The 16,797-nt window shown below is 72.7% G+C and carries 9 protein-coding genes and 1 pseudogene; 3 read left to right on the top strand and 7 right to left on the bottom strand.

Translation table 11 applies throughout. The features are described 5' to 3' along the window. Positions 1–141: 141 nt before the first annotated feature. The 7 genes and pseudogenes from AB0K36_RS33420 to AB0K36_RS33450 all read right to left on the bottom strand — a co-directional run bounded on the left by AB0K36_RS33420 (position 142) and on the right by AB0K36_RS33450 (position 8,818). Positions 142–942 carry an HpcH/HpaI aldolase/citrate lyase family protein gene (locus AB0K36_RS33420; protein ID WP_364601373.1) on the bottom strand — a complete coding sequence of 267 codons (801 nt, stop codon included), beginning with the start codon at positions 940–942 and terminating at the stop codon, positions 142–144. After that, positions 939–2,222, bottom strand: coding sequence for a CaiB/BaiF CoA transferase family protein (locus AB0K36_RS33425; RefSeq protein WP_364601375.1), 1,284 nt, complete (start codon positions 2,220–2,222; stop codon positions 939–941). Before AB0K36_RS33425 ends, AB0K36_RS33420 begins: the two co-directional genes overlap by 4 nt. Then, positions 2,219–3,106 (bottom strand): ribokinase, encoded by an 888-nt coding sequence (gene rbsK, locus AB0K36_RS33430; RefSeq protein ID WP_364601377.1) that lies wholly within the window; start codon positions 3,104–3,106, stop codon positions 2,219–2,221. Before rbsK ends, AB0K36_RS33425 begins: the two co-directional genes overlap by 4 nt. Next, positions 3,103–4,671, bottom strand: coding sequence for an ADP-ribosylglycohydrolase family protein (locus AB0K36_RS33435; protein ID WP_364601379.1), 1,569 nt, complete (start codon positions 4,669–4,671; stop codon positions 3,103–3,105). The genes rbsK and AB0K36_RS33435 overlap by 4 nt, the downstream gene beginning before the upstream one ends. Then, positions 4,668–5,867 carry an ADP-ribosylglycohydrolase family protein gene (locus tag AB0K36_RS33440; RefSeq protein ID WP_364601381.1) on the bottom strand — a complete coding sequence of 400 codons (1,200 nt, stop codon included), beginning with the start codon at positions 5,865–5,867 and terminating at the stop codon, positions 4,668–4,670. The genes AB0K36_RS33435 and AB0K36_RS33440 overlap by 4 nt, the downstream gene beginning before the upstream one ends. A gap of 57 nt (positions 5,868–5,924) precedes the next feature. After that, positions 5,925–7,298: an ADP-ribosylglycohydrolase family protein gene (locus tag AB0K36_RS33445; protein WP_364601391.1), complete on the bottom strand. Its 1,374-nt coding sequence runs from the start codon at positions 7,296–7,298 to the stop codon at positions 5,925–5,927. A 362-nt stretch (positions 7,299–7,660) separates the two neighbouring features. Beyond that, positions 7,661–8,818, bottom strand: a pseudogene (locus AB0K36_RS33450) (ADP-ribosylglycohydrolase family protein). Between the two features lie 215 nt (positions 8,819–9,033). Here AB0K36_RS33450 and AB0K36_RS33455 point away from each other — a divergent pair. The 3 genes from AB0K36_RS33455 to AB0K36_RS33465 all read left to right on the top strand — a co-directional run bounded on the left by AB0K36_RS33455 (position 9,034) and on the right by AB0K36_RS33465 (position 16,211). Further along, positions 9,034–9,762, top strand: coding sequence for a VIT1/CCC1 transporter family protein (locus tag AB0K36_RS33455; RefSeq protein WP_364601385.1), 729 nt, complete (start codon positions 9,034–9,036; stop codon positions 9,760–9,762). 409 nt (positions 9,763–10,171) lie between these two features. Then, entirely contained in the window at positions 10,172–14,758 is a 4,587-nt protein-coding gene (gltB, locus tag AB0K36_RS33460; RefSeq protein ID WP_364601387.1) for a glutamate synthase large subunit, read from the top strand. Beyond that, complete coding sequence (locus AB0K36_RS33465; RefSeq protein WP_364601389.1) at positions 14,751–16,211, top strand: glutamate synthase subunit beta; 1,461 nt, start codon at positions 14,751–14,753, stop codon at positions 16,209–16,211. Before gltB ends, AB0K36_RS33465 begins: the two co-directional genes overlap by 8 nt. Positions 16,212–16,797 lie beyond the last annotated feature (586 nt).

Here is a 16,797-nt window from a genome sequence, read left to right on the forward strand (position 1 = left end):
TCTTTGTTTAGACACTTTCCTGGTTTACAGTGGTGGCCTTTACCTAGCTGGGGGACCCCCCGGTTTCGGGAAGGGCCGGGTAGGGGAACGGCTCCGCGCAGCGGCCGCCCACCCCCCGCGGCCCCCCGCCCGCCACCCCCTTCAGAGGTCCTCGCGGCTCGCCAGCGCCAGCGTCCGGCGGGCCGCCGCCACCACCGCCGCGTCGACGAAGCGGCCGTCCGGCAGAGCCAGCGCCCCCGCGTCCGACGCGGCCGCCTTCACGATGTCCTCGGCCGCCTCGATCTCCTCCTTCGTCGGGCGGAAGGCGCGTTCGATGACCGGCAGCTGGCGCGGGTGGATGGCCGCCCGGCCCAGGAAGCCGAGGGACCTGCCGTGGGAGCAGGAGGCGTAGAGACCGTCGAGGTCGAGGATGTCGGGGTAGATCGACTGGGGCGGTGGCGCGAGCCCCGCGGCCCTCGCGGCCATGACCGTACGGGTGCGGGGCCAGTCGAGACCGGCGTCGCCGCGCAGACCGAGGTCGGCGCGGAGATCCGATTCGCCCAGGGCGATGCCGGCGACGGCGTCGTGCGCGGTGGCGATCGCGTAGGCGTGTTCCACGGCGAGCGCCGACTCGATGAGCGGATACAGGGGGACGCCCGGCGCCCGGGCCGCGACCTGCTGGATGTCAGTGGCGTATGCGACCTTGGGGATACGCAGGGCACTGAGGCCCGGCAGTCCGGCGAGGGTCTCGACGTCATGGGGGGAGTTGATGCGGACGTGGACGGGGAGCGGCTGGGGGGACGACAGCAGTTCGGCCGTCGCGTCGAGGGCGTACGGCTTGCGTCCCTGGGCGACGGCGTCCTCGAGGTCGACGATGACGATGTCGGCCTCGGAGGCGAGGGCCTTGCGTACCACTTCCGGGCGGTCGCCCGGGGCGTAGAGCCAGGTGAGGGGGATGGTCATAGTGCCCCTTGGGTGCGAAGTGCGGTGATGTCGGCGGAGGTCAGGCCGAGTTCGGTCAGCACCTCCTCGGTGTCCGCGCCGTGCGGCCGGCCGGCCCAGCGGATACGGCCGGGGGTCTCCGACAGGCGGAAGATGACGTTCTGCATACGCAGCGTGCCGAGTTCGGGGTCCGGCACTTCCGTGATGGTTCCGAGCGCCCGGTACTGCGGATCGTCCATGACGTCGCTGATGTCGTAGACGGGGGCGACGGCGGCCTCCGCCTTCTCGAACGCGTCGACGACTTCGTCGCTGGTCCGGCGGGCGATCCAGCCGCCGACGGCGTCGTCGAGTTCGCCGGCGTGTTCGGCGCGGCCTGTTCCGGTGGCGAACCACGGCTCGTCGACGAGCTCGGGCCGGCCCACGAGGTGCATGACGCGTTCCGCGACGGACTGGGCGGAGGTGGAGACGGCGAGCCAACTGCCGTCCGCGGTGCGGTAGATGTTGCGCGGCGCGTTGTTGCGGGAGCGGTTGCCCGTGCGGGGCTGGATGTAGCCGAGCTGGTCGTACCAGAGCGCCTGCGGGCCGAGCACGGCCAGGATCGGTTCGATGATCGCCATGTCGACGACCTGGCCGCGGCCGGTGGTGGCGCGGGCGGCGAGCGCGGTCATCACGGCGTAGGCGGTGGCGAGGGCGGCGACGGAGTCGGCGAGGCCGAACGGGGGGAGTGTCGGCGGGCCTTCCGGTTCGCCGGTGGCGGCGGCGAAGCCGCTCATCGCCTCCGCGAGGGTGCCGAAGCCCGGGCGGTGGGAGTACGGGCCGAACTGCCCGAAGCCGGTGATGCGGGCGAGGACCAGCCGGGGGTTGGCCGCGCTCAGTTCGTCCCAGCCGAGCCCCCATCTCTCCAGGGTGCCGGGGCGGAAGTTCTCCACGACCACGTCGGCGGTCGCGGCGAGACGGAGCAGCGTCTCCCGGCCGCCGGGGGCGGACAGGTCGAGGGTGACGTTGCGCTTGTTGCGGCCGAGGACCTTCCACCACAGCCCGACACCGTTCTTGGCGGGGCCGTGGCCGCGTGACGGGTCGGGGCGGGTGGGGTGCTCGACCTTGATGACCTCGGCGCCGAAGTCACCCAGCATCGTGGCGCACAGGGGGCCGGCGAAGAGGGTCGCCAGGTCGAGGACGCGCAGACCCTCCAGCGGAAGCCGTCCCTCAGGCGGACGGTGGCCTTCCGGCGGAAGGGGATTCAAGGGGAGGGGGCTCCGGGGGTGGGGGTTCAGAGGCGGGGGAGACGCAGCAGGGCTCATGAGGCGGCGTCGATCTCGGTGCGGTACGGCATGGACGAGGACGCTCCCGGGCGTTGGACGGACAGGGCGGCGGCCGCGCATGCCCAGGCGAGGCACTGTCCGATCGGCTTCTTCTCACCGAGTGCCACGGCCAGGGCGCCGACGAAGGTGTCGCCCGCCGCGGTGGTGTCCACGGCGTGCACGGCAGGTGCGGGGACGCTGATCGGCTCGGTGCCCCGGGCCGCGTACAGGCAGCCCGCGGACCCCAGGGTGATCACCACCTCCGGGACCTGGCGCAGCAGTTCCTGTGCCGCGGAGCGGTGGTCGGCGATGCCGGTGAGCGTGGCCGCCTCGTGCTCGTTGGGCACCAGCAGATCGGTGGCGGCGAGGAGCTCGGGCGGCAGCGGCTGGGCGGGGGAGGGGGTGAGGACGGTCCGCACCCCGTGGCGGCGGGCTGCCTCGGCGCCGTCGAGGACGGCGCTGAGGGGGAGTTCGAGCTGGAGGAGCAGAGTGTCCGCGGTGGCGATGAGGGCTTCCTCGCCGGGGGCGAGGGCGGTGACGGTGCCGTTGGCGCCGGGGACGACGACGATGGCGTTGCCGCCCTCGTCGTCGACGACGACATGCGCGGTGCCGGAGGGGCACTCGGCGGTCCTGAGCAGGTCGATGTCGACACCGCAGGATTCGAGGGTGTGCCGCAGTTGGGGGCCGAACGCGTCGGACCCGACCGCGCCGATCATCGCGACGTCGCCGCCGGCGCGTGCCGCGGCGACGGCCTGGTTGGCGCCCTTGCCGCCGGGGACCGTGCGGAACTCGCGTCCCGTGACGGTCTCCCCGCGTTTCGGCGCGTGGGCCACGAAGGCGACGAGGTCCATGTTGGTGCTGCCGAGCACCACGATGCCTGTCATGGGCGGAGTGCCTCCTTGAGCGTGAGGTGGGCGAGCGTGTCGAAGCCGACGCCGTCGAACCCGGTGACGGAGGTGGCGAGCCGGTTCTTGAGGGGAGCGGTCCACCGGTCGGGCAGCGCGTCCGGCCGCCCGGCCAGGAGGCCCGCGAGCGATCCGGCCGTCGCACCGTTCGAGTCGGTGTCGAGCCCGCCGGACACGGCGCGGCAGATGGAGCCGGTGAAGTCACCGTCGGCGTGGGTGAGCGCGGCGACGAGCAACGCGGCGTTGGGCAGCACATGCACCCAGTGGTAGGCCCCGTACTCGGCGTGGACGCTGTCGACGGCGTCGGCGAAGTCGGCGTGCTCCCCGGCCGCCCGGACGCCGAAGCGCACGGCGGCGGCGAAGCGTGAGCGGGGAGGGACGACGGTGAGACCGGTGGCGATCGCCGCGTGCACGTCGGCGGTTCCCGTGGCCGCGGAGGCGATGGCGGCGGCGGTGAACATGGCGCCGTACACACCGTTCGCGGTGTGCGTGAGGCAGGCGTCCCGGTATGCCTGCGCGGCGGCGGCCGCCGGGTCGCCGGGGTTGGTCCAGCCGTGGACGTCGGCGCGGATGGCCGCGCCGATCCATTCGCGGAACGGGTTGCGGTGGGAGGCGGTCAGCGGGGGCTCGATGCCGCACAGGAGGTTGCGGTAGGCGATGCGCTCCGCCGTGAACGTGCGCCCGGCAGGCAACTCGTCCAGCCACAGCCGGGCGACATCGTCGGTGGTGAAGTCCCTGCCGTGGCGCTGGAGGAGAAGGAGGCCCAGGAGCGGGTAGTTGAGGTCGTCGTCCTCCGGCATGCCGTCGATGTTCTCGGCGAGGGAGGTGGGGGCGCTGCGCCGGTTCCAGGGATGGGCGGAGGCGAGCTCCGGCGGCAGGCCCTTGGCGGTGAACCAGGTGGTGAGGGGCCAGTTGCCGGTGGCGCGGGCGATGTCCCGGATGGCGTGGAGCGGCAGTTTCTCGACCGGTTTGCCGAGCAGACACCCGGCGGCACGCCCGAGCCAGGCGGCGTGCAGCGCGTCTCCGAGCTCGTGCGCCGGCCGGGGACGGGGACTGCCCGCCGGCCCGGAGGCACGGGTCGTGCGCGTATCGCTGCCGCCGTCGGGCGGCTCGGACACCTGCTCGGGCGGCTCGGACGAATCGGGGCCCTCGTTCCGCCCTGGCGGCTCGGACGCCGGGACGTCGCCGTCCGATCGGGCCAGGGGGGACCGCCGCGTACTCCCGCCGACTGCCCCGCCGTGGCCCGGGGCCGCCGGGGAAGGGTGGCAGGCTGCCGCGATGCCGGCGAACGACGTGGGCTCGTCGGTGGCGGACGGGCAGGGCAGGGCCGCCAGTTCGCCGAGCAGTTCCTCGGCCAGCGCGCGCAACGCGCCCGGCGCGGGCGCCTTCGACGCCCCCGCGCGCTCCGGCCGGAGCGCGCCGCCCGCCGCCAGCCAGCGGTCCCGGACCGGCGATCCGTCCCTGCCGTCCTCCTCCGCCTGCCTCAGTTCATGGCCGATCAGGTCCTCCGGCTGGACCCAGGTCAGCCGCAACGCCTGTGTCATCGCGCCGTGTCCGTGAGGATGGCGAACGCCGCCTCGTGGGCCCGGCGGCGCTGCGTGTCCCGCTCGTGGATCTCGCGTGCGACCGCGGCCAGCTCGGCCGCCGGCGCGTGCAGGTCGACACGGCTGGCCTCCGCGACCTGCTGTGCCCACTCCTCCGGCACGGCCGACTCACCGCTCAGGGCGCCGGCGATCGCTCCGGCCATCGTCGCGATCGAGTCGCAGTCCCTCCCGTAGTTGACGGCCGACAGGACCGTACGGCGGTAGTCGCCGTCGTTGACGAGGAGCATGCCGAGCGCGATCGGGAGTTCCTCGATGGAGTGGAGGCGGGAGGGGCGGCGTGCGCCCAGCGACGGTGCGCGGTAGTCGGGGCCGACCGTGTCGAACGGGGCGACCGCCGCCCGCAGCGGCACCAGCGCCGACTCGAAGTCCGTGTGCCGCGCAGCCGCTTCGGCCACCGACTCGATCGCCGCCTGGGTGCCGTCCTTCGCCAGGGCCGTCGCCGTCTCGACGACCGAGGCGGGGGTGGCGCCCGGCAGGCACGCGGCGGCGACGGCGGCCGCGAACACTCCGGCCGCCTCCCGGCCGTAGGAGGACTGGTGGGCGCCCGCGATGTCGACCGCCTCCGCGTACGCGGCCGCCGGGTCGGCCGCGTTGACCAGCCCCACCGGCGCCATGTACATCGCCGCACCGCAGTTGACGATGTTTCCGCTGCCCGCCTCCCTCGGGTCGTGGTGCCCGTAGTGCAGCCGGGCGACGAGCCACTTCTCGGCGAGGAAGAGCCGCTGGAGGGGAATGGCCTCGGCCTCGAGCTCCGGGATCCAGCGGGGGTTGGTGATGAGGTCGGGGACGAGGTGGTCGGCGACGGCGTACGCGTCGAGGTGGTCGCGGACCGTGGCGTACACCCCGATCAGCGCGTGCGTCATCAGGGTGTCGTCGGTGATGTGGCCGTCGCCCTTGTGGTACGGGGCGATGGGGCGGGCGGTGCGCCAGTCGTCGCCGTGCCAGGGGCCGACGATTCCGGTGACGCGGCCGCCGTGGCGTTCCACGATCTGGTCGGGGGTGTATCCCTCGACGGGGCCGCCCAGCGCGTCACCGACCGCTGCTCCGACGAGGCTGCCGGTGATCCGGTCTTCGAGTGAGAGGGGTTTCGTCGCCGCTGCTGCGGCCGTCTTCGTCGCCGCCGTGGTCGTCGTCATGTCGGAATTGTCCCCCTGGGGCGGCCGGCAACGGCGGACCTCGCGCCGGGGTTTCGGCTACCCGGTGGGCGGGGCGGCACCCAGCGGCAGCCCTCCCGGCGGGCGGAGCGCCGTTTCCAGCAGGGCGGCGAGCTCGACGAGGTCCGTCCCCGCGAGACGTGGCAGTGCGCAGCCGGCCAGTGTGCGGCAGGCGTCCCGCCAGGTGGCGGGCACGGAACTGCCGCCGCCGAGCGCCCCGGTCAGTGCCCCCGCGAGGGCCGGCGCCGAGTCGGCGACGCGGGAGAGGCAGACGGCCGCGGGCACGGCCTCCGCGACCTTGCCGCGCGCGGCGACGGCGACGGCGAGCGCGACCGGGACGGTCTCCGCGGCGGCGATGCCGTAGCTGTAGACGTGGTCGACGATCTGGTGCTCGAGCAGCGGTACCAGCTCGAAGGCGCCCGACGCGTCGCGGGCGAGCCCGACCGCGTGGTGCGCGTTGCGGCCGATCTCCGTCGCTTCCGGGAGCTGGGCGAGCGCCGCGTCGACGGCCGCGTCCACGTCCGCGCCGCCGAGTGCCGAGGCGACGGCGGCGGCCATGGCGCGGGCGCCGTGGACCCCGTCGCCGTCCTGTGTGTACCGGGCGTCGAACTCGGCCAGCACGGCGGCGGCGGCCGGGTCGCCCGGATGGACGACGGCGAGCACGGTGGCGCGCACACAGGCGGCGTCGTCGAAGTAGTGCGGGTTGTCGTGACCGGTGGCGGGAGGGCGCAGACCGGTGGCCAGGTTGCCGAGTCCGGCGCGCACGGAGATACGGGCGCGCAGCGGCAGAACGGCGGACTCGACCTCGGGAGCGCGCTCCGCGGCTGCGGCGACCTGGCCCGCGAGGGCGTTCCAGGCGACGTCGATCGCGGCCCGCATGCGGCGTTCCGGGGCGAGACCGCGGAAGAGCTGCCCCGCGGCGGTGAGCACGGTCCCGGCGGCGAACGCCGCCCATTCGGCGTCGTCGGAGGGGCCGAGACGGAGAGGCTCCGGCGGCTGGTTGAGCGCGATGGGGACGGGCAGGGTGGTCGTGGCGTTCTGCTCGGCGAAGGTGTCGAGTTCGCGGGTCAGACGCCGGGTCCACTCGGGCATCCGGGCGGCGCGGTGCCGTGCGGCCGGCCATCCGGCGGCGTCCCCTGCGGCGAGTCCCAGCAGGAGGCCCTCGATCCGGCGCGGCCCGTCCGGCGCGGGGTGCTCCGGCCTGCGCGCCGGGTGTCCGCCGGGCCGTGTGTACTTCGGTGCGGGCGTGCCGAGGGAGGTGCCGCGCGTATGGCCCGTCTCGCCGGAGGGCCGGACGCCGAGGGCGGCGGCCGGAGCGTGCGGGGCGGGTGCCGTCACGAAGGCGTGCGCCGCCGCGACCGGCGGCCGGCCGGTCCTGGTGTCGCGGACGAGCACCACGTCGGTGCGGCGCATCCGGCTCGCACTTCCGGCGGCGTCCGGGGGCCCGGCCGTCGTGGTGGCGTGGACGTGGATCAGCTCGGTGGTGTCCTGCGTCGGGCTCGTGGTCCTGGTGGCGTCCGGGGGCCCCGCCGTCGTGGTGGCGTGGACGTGGTCCAGGTCGGTGGTGTCGCGCGTCGGGTTCGTGGTCCGGGTGGTGGGCGAGGCGCCGGCCGTCGCGGTGGTGCGGGCGTCGACCCGGCCGGACGTGTCCTGCGTCGGGCTCGTGGCTTCGGCGGCCGGCGAGGCACCGGCCGTCGCGGTGGAGTGGGCGTGGACCAGGTCGGCGGCGCCCCAGGTTCGGCCAGTGGGCTCGGTCCCGGGCGATGTACCGGATCTCACGGCTTCGTGGATGTGGACCCGGCCGGCGGCGCCCACCGTCGGGCTCGTGGCTTCGGCGGCGGGCGAAGGACCGGCCTTCGCGGGGTCGGGGTCGGGGTCGGAGTCGGGAGCCGGGGCGTCCGGGTCGCGGGTCATGCCGGGTCGTCCCCGTCGTCCGGGGTCAGCAGATCGGCGATGTCCAGGACGTGGTAGCCCCGCATGGAGGGGAGGCAACTGCCGCGGACCGGGCCGATGGCCGACGCCCATTCCTCCGGGATCGCCGCGGAACCGGACACCGCGCCCGCCAGCGCGCCGGCGACCGCCGCCGTGGTGTCGGCGTCGCGGCCCATGTTGACGGCTGTCAGCACCGACGTACGGAAGTCGCCGCGTGCCGCGGCGAACGCGCCGAACGCGAGGCCCACCGCCTCGGGGGCCAGGTCCGTCCACGGGTAGCCGCCGATGACGACCGCGGAGCGGACCGCCCGCTCCATGGAGAGGACGTCGGGGTACGTCCGTCCGGCGGCGACGACCGCGCGCCGCATGGAGCGGGCCGTCCAGGAGTCCATGGGGACGACGGACAGGGCCGCGCCGATCACACCCGCCGGGCCCGCGCCTCCCATGGCCGCCGCGACACCCGCCGCCACCGCCCTGCCGCCGTAGATGCCCTCGCCGTCGTGGCTGACGCTCCCGTCGACGGCCACCAGCCGTGCCGCTTCGGAGGGGCGGCCGGCGGCGAAGACGCCGAAGGGGGCGGCCCGCATCGCGAGACCGTCGCTCCACGCGTGGCGGTGCTGCGCGGAGATGGGGGCCGCGAGGCCCCTGCGGAGGTTCTCCAGGGTTCCGCGCTCGCTGAACCCCGCCCCGCGGAACGGCCCTTCGTCCAGGTCCGCGATCCACTCGTGCCACGCCGACTCGACATGGGCGACGGTCAGCGCGGAGCCGTGGCGGGCGAGCAGCAGACCGGAGAAGATGGCGTACTCGGTGTCGTCGGTGCCTGCCGGGTCGTCGCTCACGAAACCCTCGATGCGGCCCCAGCGGCGCCGGATCTCGGAGGGCCGCAGGTTCTCGGCCGGGGCGCCGAGCGCGTCGCCGACCGCGAGGCCGAGGAGCGCTCCGCGGGCCCGGTCGAGCAGGGCGGCGTCGGAACCGGAGCCGGACGCTTCCAGCACTTCCATGAAGGTCCCCTTCGCGCGCGCGAGCCTTGTTCCTCGATCTGTGCCACGGGCCGACCGCAAAGAGTCGAAGGAACGTTTCTGTCACCCGCTTCGCCCAGTCTCCCGGCCAGGTAAGTAAAGCCTGCCTTGCTGGTACGCCCCTTACATCCGGCGTATCTTCGAGGACGTCGAAGGGGCGGGGCCGATCGGGCCGCTGCCGGAGAAGGGGGAGAGCCGTGTCCATCATCGAGACCGAAGCCACGCTGCACGAGGCGCACCGTGACAACCACACGCACCGCGATGTGAACGGTGGTTGGCTGCGCCCGGCGGTGTTCGGTGCGATGGACGGACTGGTCTCCAACCTCGCGCTGATGACCGGTGTCGCCGGTGGCGCGGTCTCCCAGCAGACGGTCGTCGTCGCGGGACTCGCCGGACTCGCCGCCGGCGCCTTCTCCATGGCCGCCGGCGAGTACACCTCCGTCGCGTCCCAGCGTGAGCTGGTCGAGGCCGAACTGGACGTGGAGCGCCGGGAGTTGCGCAAGCATCCGGTCGACGAGATGGAAGAGCTGGCCGCCCTGTACGTGGCCCGCGGTGTGCAGCCGGCGCTCGCCCGCGAAGTGGCGATGCAGCTGTCCAAGGATCCCGAGCAGGCCCTCGAGATCCACGCCCGCGAGGAGCTGGGCATCGACCCGGACGACCTGCCCTCGCCGCTCGTCGCCGCCGTGTCCTCGTTCGGTTCGTTCGCGCTGGGAGCGCTGCTGCCGGTGCTGCCGTACCTGCTCGGCGCGAGCACGCTCTGGCCCGCGGTGGTCCTGGCGCTGGTCGGCCTGTTCGCGTGCGGCGCCCTGGTGGCGAAGGTCACGGCCCGCAGCTGGTGGTTCAGCGGCGTGCGCCAGCTCGCCCTGGGTGGCACGGCCGCCGCGCTCACGTACGGCCTGGGCACGCTCATCGGGACCGCCGTCTGACGCCGCCGGGCTCCGGCAGATCACCGCACCGGCTCCCATGGGGAGCCGGTGCGTTCGCGTTTCCGGCCCGCGTCCCGCACCCTGTGACGTACGTCCTGCCGCGAAGGCGCCCAGGGGTGAGACACTATGCATGGCACGACATAAGTAGCCGTTACTCGGTGGTTTCGAATCCGCAATCCCCGGGCATTAGCCGAAAACGCTGTGGGCAATGAGGCCTGCTCTGCGAGAGTCCTCCGGATACCGATCTGTCCGTTGTGACCCACCTTCACCGCCAGAGGCGGTGTCCGCATGCTGGAATGAGCTATCCGCTTCTCGAGAAGCCCTCCATCATGTAACCTGCACGAAATTTCGCGGAGGGCCAACGTCGTCCCTCGGCACTGCACATGCCACGACGACGACGGGAGAGCCGATGCGTTCCGACGCCTGGTCGCCCATGGACGGTCGCCCCGCCCCCCAGGGGATGTACGACCCCCGTAACGAACACGACGCCTGCGGTGTCGGGTTCGTGGCCACCCTCACCGGTGTTGCCAGCCATGAGCTGGTCGAGCAGGCGCTGACCGTTCTGCGGAACCTCGAGCACCGCGGCGCCACCGGCTCCGAGCCCGACTCCGGCGACGGCGCGGGCATCCTGCTCCAGGTCCCGGACGCCTTCCTGCGCGAGGTCACCGCGTTCGAGCTGCCTCAGGCCGGCTCGTACGCCGTCGGAATCGCCTTCCTCCCGGCCGACGCGGAGGACAACGAGGCCGCTGTCTCGAAGATCGAGACGATCGCCGGCGAAGAGGGCCTCACCGTCCTCGGCTGGCGTGAGGTGCCCGTCACCCCCGACCTGCTCGGCAACGGCGCCCGCGCCACCATGCCCGCCTTCCGTCAGCTCTTCGTGGGCGACGGCAGCAGCGAGGGCATCGCGCTGGACCGCAAGGCGTTCGTGCTGCGCAAGCGCGCGGAGCGCGAGGCCGGCGTCTACTTCCCGTCGCTGTCCGCGCGCACGATCGTCTACAAGGGCATGCTGACCACCGGCCAGCTGGAGCCCTTCTTCCCGGACCTGTCCGACCGGCGCTTCGCCACGGCCGTCGCGCTCGTCCACTCGCGGTTCTCCACGAACACGTTCCCGAGCTGGCCGCTGGCCCACCCGTACCGCTTCGTCGCGCACAACGGCGAGATCAACACGGTCAAGGGCAACCGCAACTGGATGCGCGCCCGTGAGTCGCAGCTCGCCTCCAAGCTGTTCAACTCCGGCGCCGGCAAGATCGACCGGATCTTCCCCGTGTGCACCCCGGACGCCTCCGACTCCGCCTCCTTCGACGAGGTCCTGGAGCTGCTCCACCTCGGCGGCCGTTCGCTGCCCCACTCGGTGCTGATGATGGTCCCCGAGGCGTGGGAGAACCACGACTCCATGGACCCCGCCCGGCGCGCCTTCTACCAGTACCACTCCACGATGATGGAGCCCTGGGACGGCCCCGCCTGCGTGACCTTCACCGACGGCGTCCAGGTCGGCGCGGTCCTCGACCGCAACGGTCTGCGCCCGGGCCGCTACTGGGTCACCGACGACGGCCTCGTCGTCCTCTCCTCCGAGGTCGGCGTCCTCGACATCGACCCGTCCAAGGTCGTCCGCAAGGGCCGTCTGCAGCCCGGCAAGATGTTCCTCGTCGACACCGCCGAGCACCGCATCATCGAGGACGACGAGATCAAGTCCTCCCTCGCCGCCGAGCACCCCTACCAGGAGTGGCTGGAGGCCGGTGAGATCGAGCTCGAGGACCTCCCCGAGCGCGAGCACATCGTGCACACGCACGCCTCCGTCACCCGCCGCCAGCAGACATTCGGCTACACCGAGGAAGAGCTGCGCGTCATCCTCGCGCCGATGGCCCGCACCGGCGGCGAGCCGCTCGGCTCCATGGGCACGGACTCGCCGATCGCGGCCCTCTCCGAGCGCCCCCGGCTGCTCTTCGACTACTTCACCCAGCTGTTCGCGCAGGTCACCAACCCGCCGCTGGACGCCATCCGCGAGGAGCTCGTCACCTCGCTGTACTCCTCGCTCGGCCCGCAGGGCAACCTGCTGGAGCCGACCGCGGCCTCCTGCCGCAGCGTCACGCTGCCCTTCCCGGTGATCGACAACGACGAGCTGGCCAAGCTCATCCACATCAACGCCGACGGCGACATGCCGGGCATGAAGGCGGCCACCCTGGCCGGCCTCTACCGGGTCTCCGGAGGCGGCGACGCGCTCGCCGCCCGTATCGAGGCGATCTGCGGCGAGGTCGACGCGGCCATAGAGGACGGCGCCCGCCTGATCGTCCTCTCCGACCGGCACTCGGACGCCGAGCACGCGCCCATCCCGTCGCTGCTGCTCACCTCCGCCGTCCACCACCACCTCATTCGCACCAAGCAGCGCACCCAGGTGGGTCTGCTGGTCGAGGCCGGTGACGTCCGCGAGGTCCACCACGTCGCCCTGCTCATCGGCTACGGCGCCGCCGCGGTCAACCCGTACCTCGCGATGGAGTCCGTCGAGGACCTGGTCCGCGCCGGCACATTCATCGAGGGCCTCGAGCCCGAGCAGGCCATCCGGAACCTGATCTACGCCCTCGGCAAGGGCGTCCTCAAGGTCATGTCCAAGATGGGCATCTCCACGGTCGCCTCCTACCGCGGCGCGCAGGTCTTCGAGGCCGTCGGTCTCGACGAGGCCTTCGTCGACAAGTACTTCAACGGCACCGCCACCAAGATCGGCGGCGCCGGACTCGACATCGTCGCCAAGGAGGTCGCCGCCCGGCACGCCAAGGCCTACCCGGCCTCCGGCATCGCCGCCACGCACCGCGCCCTGGACATCGGTGGCGAGTACCAGTGGCGCCGCGAGGGCGAGCCGCACCTCTTCGACCCGGAGACGGTCTTCCGCCTGCAGCACGCCACGCGCAACAAGCGGTACGACATCTTCAAGAAGTACACGGACCGCGTGAACGAGCAGTCCGAGCGGCTGATGACGCTGCGCGGCCTCTTCGCCCTGAAGACCGCCGACGGCTCCTCGGGCCGCGAGCCGATCTCCATCGACGAGGTCGAGCCCGTCTCCGAGATCGTCAAGCGCTTCTCCACCGGCGCCATGTCGTACGGCTCCATCTCCAAGGAGGCGCACGAGACCCTCGCCATCGCCATGAACCAGCTGGGCGGCAAGTCCAACACCGGTGAGGGCGGCGAGGACCCGGAGCGCCTGTACGACCCGGAGCGGCGTTCGTCGATCAAGCAGGTCGCCTCCGGCCGCTTCGGCGTCACGAGCGAGTACCTGGTCAACGCCGACGACATCCAGATCAAGATGGCCCAGGGCGCGAAGCCCGGCGAGGGCGGCCAGCTGCCCGGCCACAAGGTCTACCCGTGGGTGGCCAAGACCCGGCACTCCACCCCGGGCGTCGGCCTGATCTCCCCGCCGCCGCACCACGACATCTACTCCATCGAGGACCTGGCTCAGCTGATCCACGACCTCAAGAACGCCAACCCGGCCGCCCGCATCCATGTGAAGCTGGTCTCCGAGGTCGGCGTCGGCACGGTCGCCGCCGGTGTCTCCAAGGCCCACGCGGACGTCGTCCTGATCTCCGGCCACGACGGCGGTACGGGCGCCTCCCCGCTGACCTCCCTGAAGCACGCGGGCGGCCCCTGGGAGCTCGGTCTCGCCGAGACCCAGCAGACCCTGCTGCTGAACGGCCTGCGCGACCGGATCGTCGTCCAGACCGACGGCCAGCTCAAGACCGGCCGCGACGTCGTCATCGCCGCGCTGCTCGGCGCCGAGGAGTTCGGTTTCGCGACCGCGCCGCTCGTCGTCTCCGGCTGCGTCATGATGCGCGTCTGCCACCTGGACACCTGCCCGGTCGGCATCGCCACCCAGAACCCGGTCCTGCGCGAGCGGTTCTCCGGCAAGGCCGAGTTCGTCGTCAACTTCTTCGAGTTCATCGCACAAGAGGTCCGCGAGATCCTCGCCGAGCTGGGCTTCCGCAGCATCGAGGAGGCCGTCGGCCACGCCGAGCTGCTCGACACCGACCGTGCGGTCGACCACTGGAAGGCACAGGGCCTCGACCTCGCGCCGCTGTTCCACGTGCCCGAGCTGCCCGACGGCGCCGTGCGCCACCAGGTCACCGAGCAGGACCACGGACTGGAGAAGGCCCTCGACAACGAGCTCATCGAGCTCGCCGCGGAGGCGCTGAACGCCGCCACAGCCGAGGACGCCCAGCCGGTCCGCGGCCAGGTCGCCATCCGGAACATCAACCGGACCGTGGGCACCATGCTCGGCCACGAGGTGACGAAGAAGTTCGGCGGCGCGGGCCTGCCCGACGACACCATCGACATCACCTTCACCGGCTCCGCCGGCCAGTCCTTCGGCGCGTTCGTGCCGCGCGGCATCACGCTGCGCCTCGAGGGCGACGCCAACGACTACGTCGGCAAGGGCCTCTCCGGCGGCCGCGTGATCGTCCGCCCCGACCGGGGCGCCGACCACCTGGCTGAGTACTCGACCATCGCCGGCAACACCATCGCCTACGGCGCCACCGGCGGCGAGCTGTTCCTGCGCGGCCGGACCGGCGAGCGCTTCTGCGTCCGCAACTCCGGTGCGCTGGTGGTCTCCGAAGGCGTGGGCGACCACGGCTGCGAGTACATGACCGGCGGACACGCGGTCGTCCTCGGCGAGACGGGCCGCAACTTCGCGGCCGGCATGTCCGGTGGCATCGCCTACGTGATCGACCTCGACCGGGACAACGTCAACTCCGGCAACCTCGGCGCGATCGAAGCACTGGACGAGACCGACAAGCAGTGGCTGCACGATGTCGTGCGCCGCCACTTCGAGGAGACCGGCTCGACCGTCGCCGAGAAGCTTCTCGCCGACTGGTCCGTGAGCGTGGACCGCTTCAGCAAGATCATCCCGACCACGTACAAGGCAGTGCTCGCCGCCAAGGACGCCGCTGAGCTCGCCGGTCTCTCCGAGCAGGAGACCACCGAGAAGATGATGGAGGCGGCGACCAATGGCTGACCCCAAGGGCTTCCTGACCACCGGGCGCGAGGTCGCCGAGACCCGCCCCGTCGAGGAACGCGTCAAGGACTGGAACGAGGTCTACGTCCCCGGCTCCCTGCTGCCGATCATCAGCAAGCAGGCCGGCCGCTGCATGGACTGCGGCATCCCGTTCTGCCACAACGGCTGTCCGCTCGGGAACCTCATCCCCGAGTGGAACGACTACGCCTACCGCGAGGACTGGGGCGCCGCCTCCGAGCGGCTGCACGCCACCAACAACTTCCCGGAGTTCACCGGCCGTCTGTGCCCGGCGCCCTGTGAAGCGGCGTGCGTGCTCGGCATCAACCAGCCCGCCGTCACCATCAAGAACGTCGAAGTCTCCATCATCGACAAGGCCTGGGACTCCGGCGACGTCACCCCGCAGCCGCCGGAGCGCCTCTCCGGCAAGACCGTCGCCGTCATCGGCTCCGGCCCGGCCGGGCTCGCCGCCGCGCAGCAGCTGACCCGGGCCGGCCACACGGTCGTCGTGTACGAGCGCGCCGACCGCATCGGCGGCCTCCTGCGCTACGGCATCCCCGAGTTCAAGATGGAGAAGGTGCACATCAACCGCCGCATCGAGCAGATGCGCGCGGAAGGCACCAAGTTCCGCACCGAGGTCGAGATCGGCAAGGACATGCCGGCCGACGCGCTGCGCCGCCGCTACGACGCGGTCGTCGTCGCGGCCGGCTCCACCGTGTCGCGCGACCTTCCCGTGCCGGGCCGCGAGCTGAACGGCATCCACTTCGCCATGGAGTACCTGCCGCTCGCCAACAAGGTGCAGGAGGGCGACTTCGTGGCGCCCCCCATCACCGCGGAGGGCAAGCACGTCGTCGTCATCGGCGGCGGCGACACCGGCGCGGACTGCGTGGGCACCGCCCACCGGCAGGGCGCGGCGTCCGTCACCCAGCTGGAGATCATGCCGCGCCCGGGCGAGGAGCGGAACGCGAACCAGCCGTGGCCGACCTTCCCGATGCTCTACAAGGTCACCTCCGCGCACGAGGAGGGCGGCGAGCGGGTCTACTCCGTCTCCACCACCCACTTCGAGGGCGACGAGGACGGCAACGTCCAGGCACTGCACCTCGTCGAGGTGGAGTTCAAGGACGGCAAGCTGGAGCAGAAGCCCGGCACCGAGCGCAGGATCCCGGCGCAGCTGGTCACCCTGGCGATGGGCTTCACCGGCATCGACCGCTCCAACGGCATGGTCGAGCAGTTCGGCTTCGACCTCGACGAGCGCGGCAACGTGGCGCGTGACGCGGACTTCGCGACGAACGTCGACGGTGTCTTCGTCGCGGGCGACGCCGGCCGCGGCCAGTCGCTGATCGTGTGGGCGATCGCCGAGGGCCGCTCGGCGGCGCGCGGCGTGGACCGCTACCTGACGGGCGCGAGTGCGCTGCCGGCGCCGATCCGGCCGACGGACCGCGCGCTGACCGTCTGACGGCCGGCGGTCCGGCGGTCCGGCGGTCCGAGAGGGCTGTCGGTCCGACCGGTCCGGCCCGCGGACCGTGCGCTGACGGTCCGCCCCACAGAAACGTCCCGTACAACGGCGTGCGGAACTGAACACGGCGCCTGCCTGTCCCCGACCGGACCATGGCAGGCGCCGTGGTGTGTGCGGGCCGCTGCGCGGGGCTGTCCCCTGACATCCCCTCCGGCCTGGCGGCCGTGGGGACCCCCACACCCCGAACTGGGCTCTGCCCGGACCCCGGCCGGTCTTCGGCTGTGCCTGAAACGCCGGCGGGCCGGGAATGCCGCTGCGCGGGTCTGTCCCCTGACCGGGGGACCCCCACTCCCCGAACCGGGCTATGCCCGGACCCCGTACGGCCGTCGGCCGTGCCTGAAACGCCGGCCGGGCCGGGAATGCCGCTGCGCGGGGCGTTTTCCCCTACCCGCCCCATCCCGAACCGGGGCAGGTCCCGGGCCCCGTGCCGCCCTGCGGGCGGCGTACCGCGCTTCGCGCGGTGCCCTCAAACTCCCCCTACGGCCTGGCGGCCGTGGGAGGTGCCCCCAGGCGGGCTGACTTTGTC

Source organism: Streptomyces kurssanovii (assembly GCF_040677245.1).
Classification (GTDB): Bacteria; Actinomycetota; Actinomycetes; order Streptomycetales; family Streptomycetaceae; genus Streptomyces; species Streptomyces kurssanovii.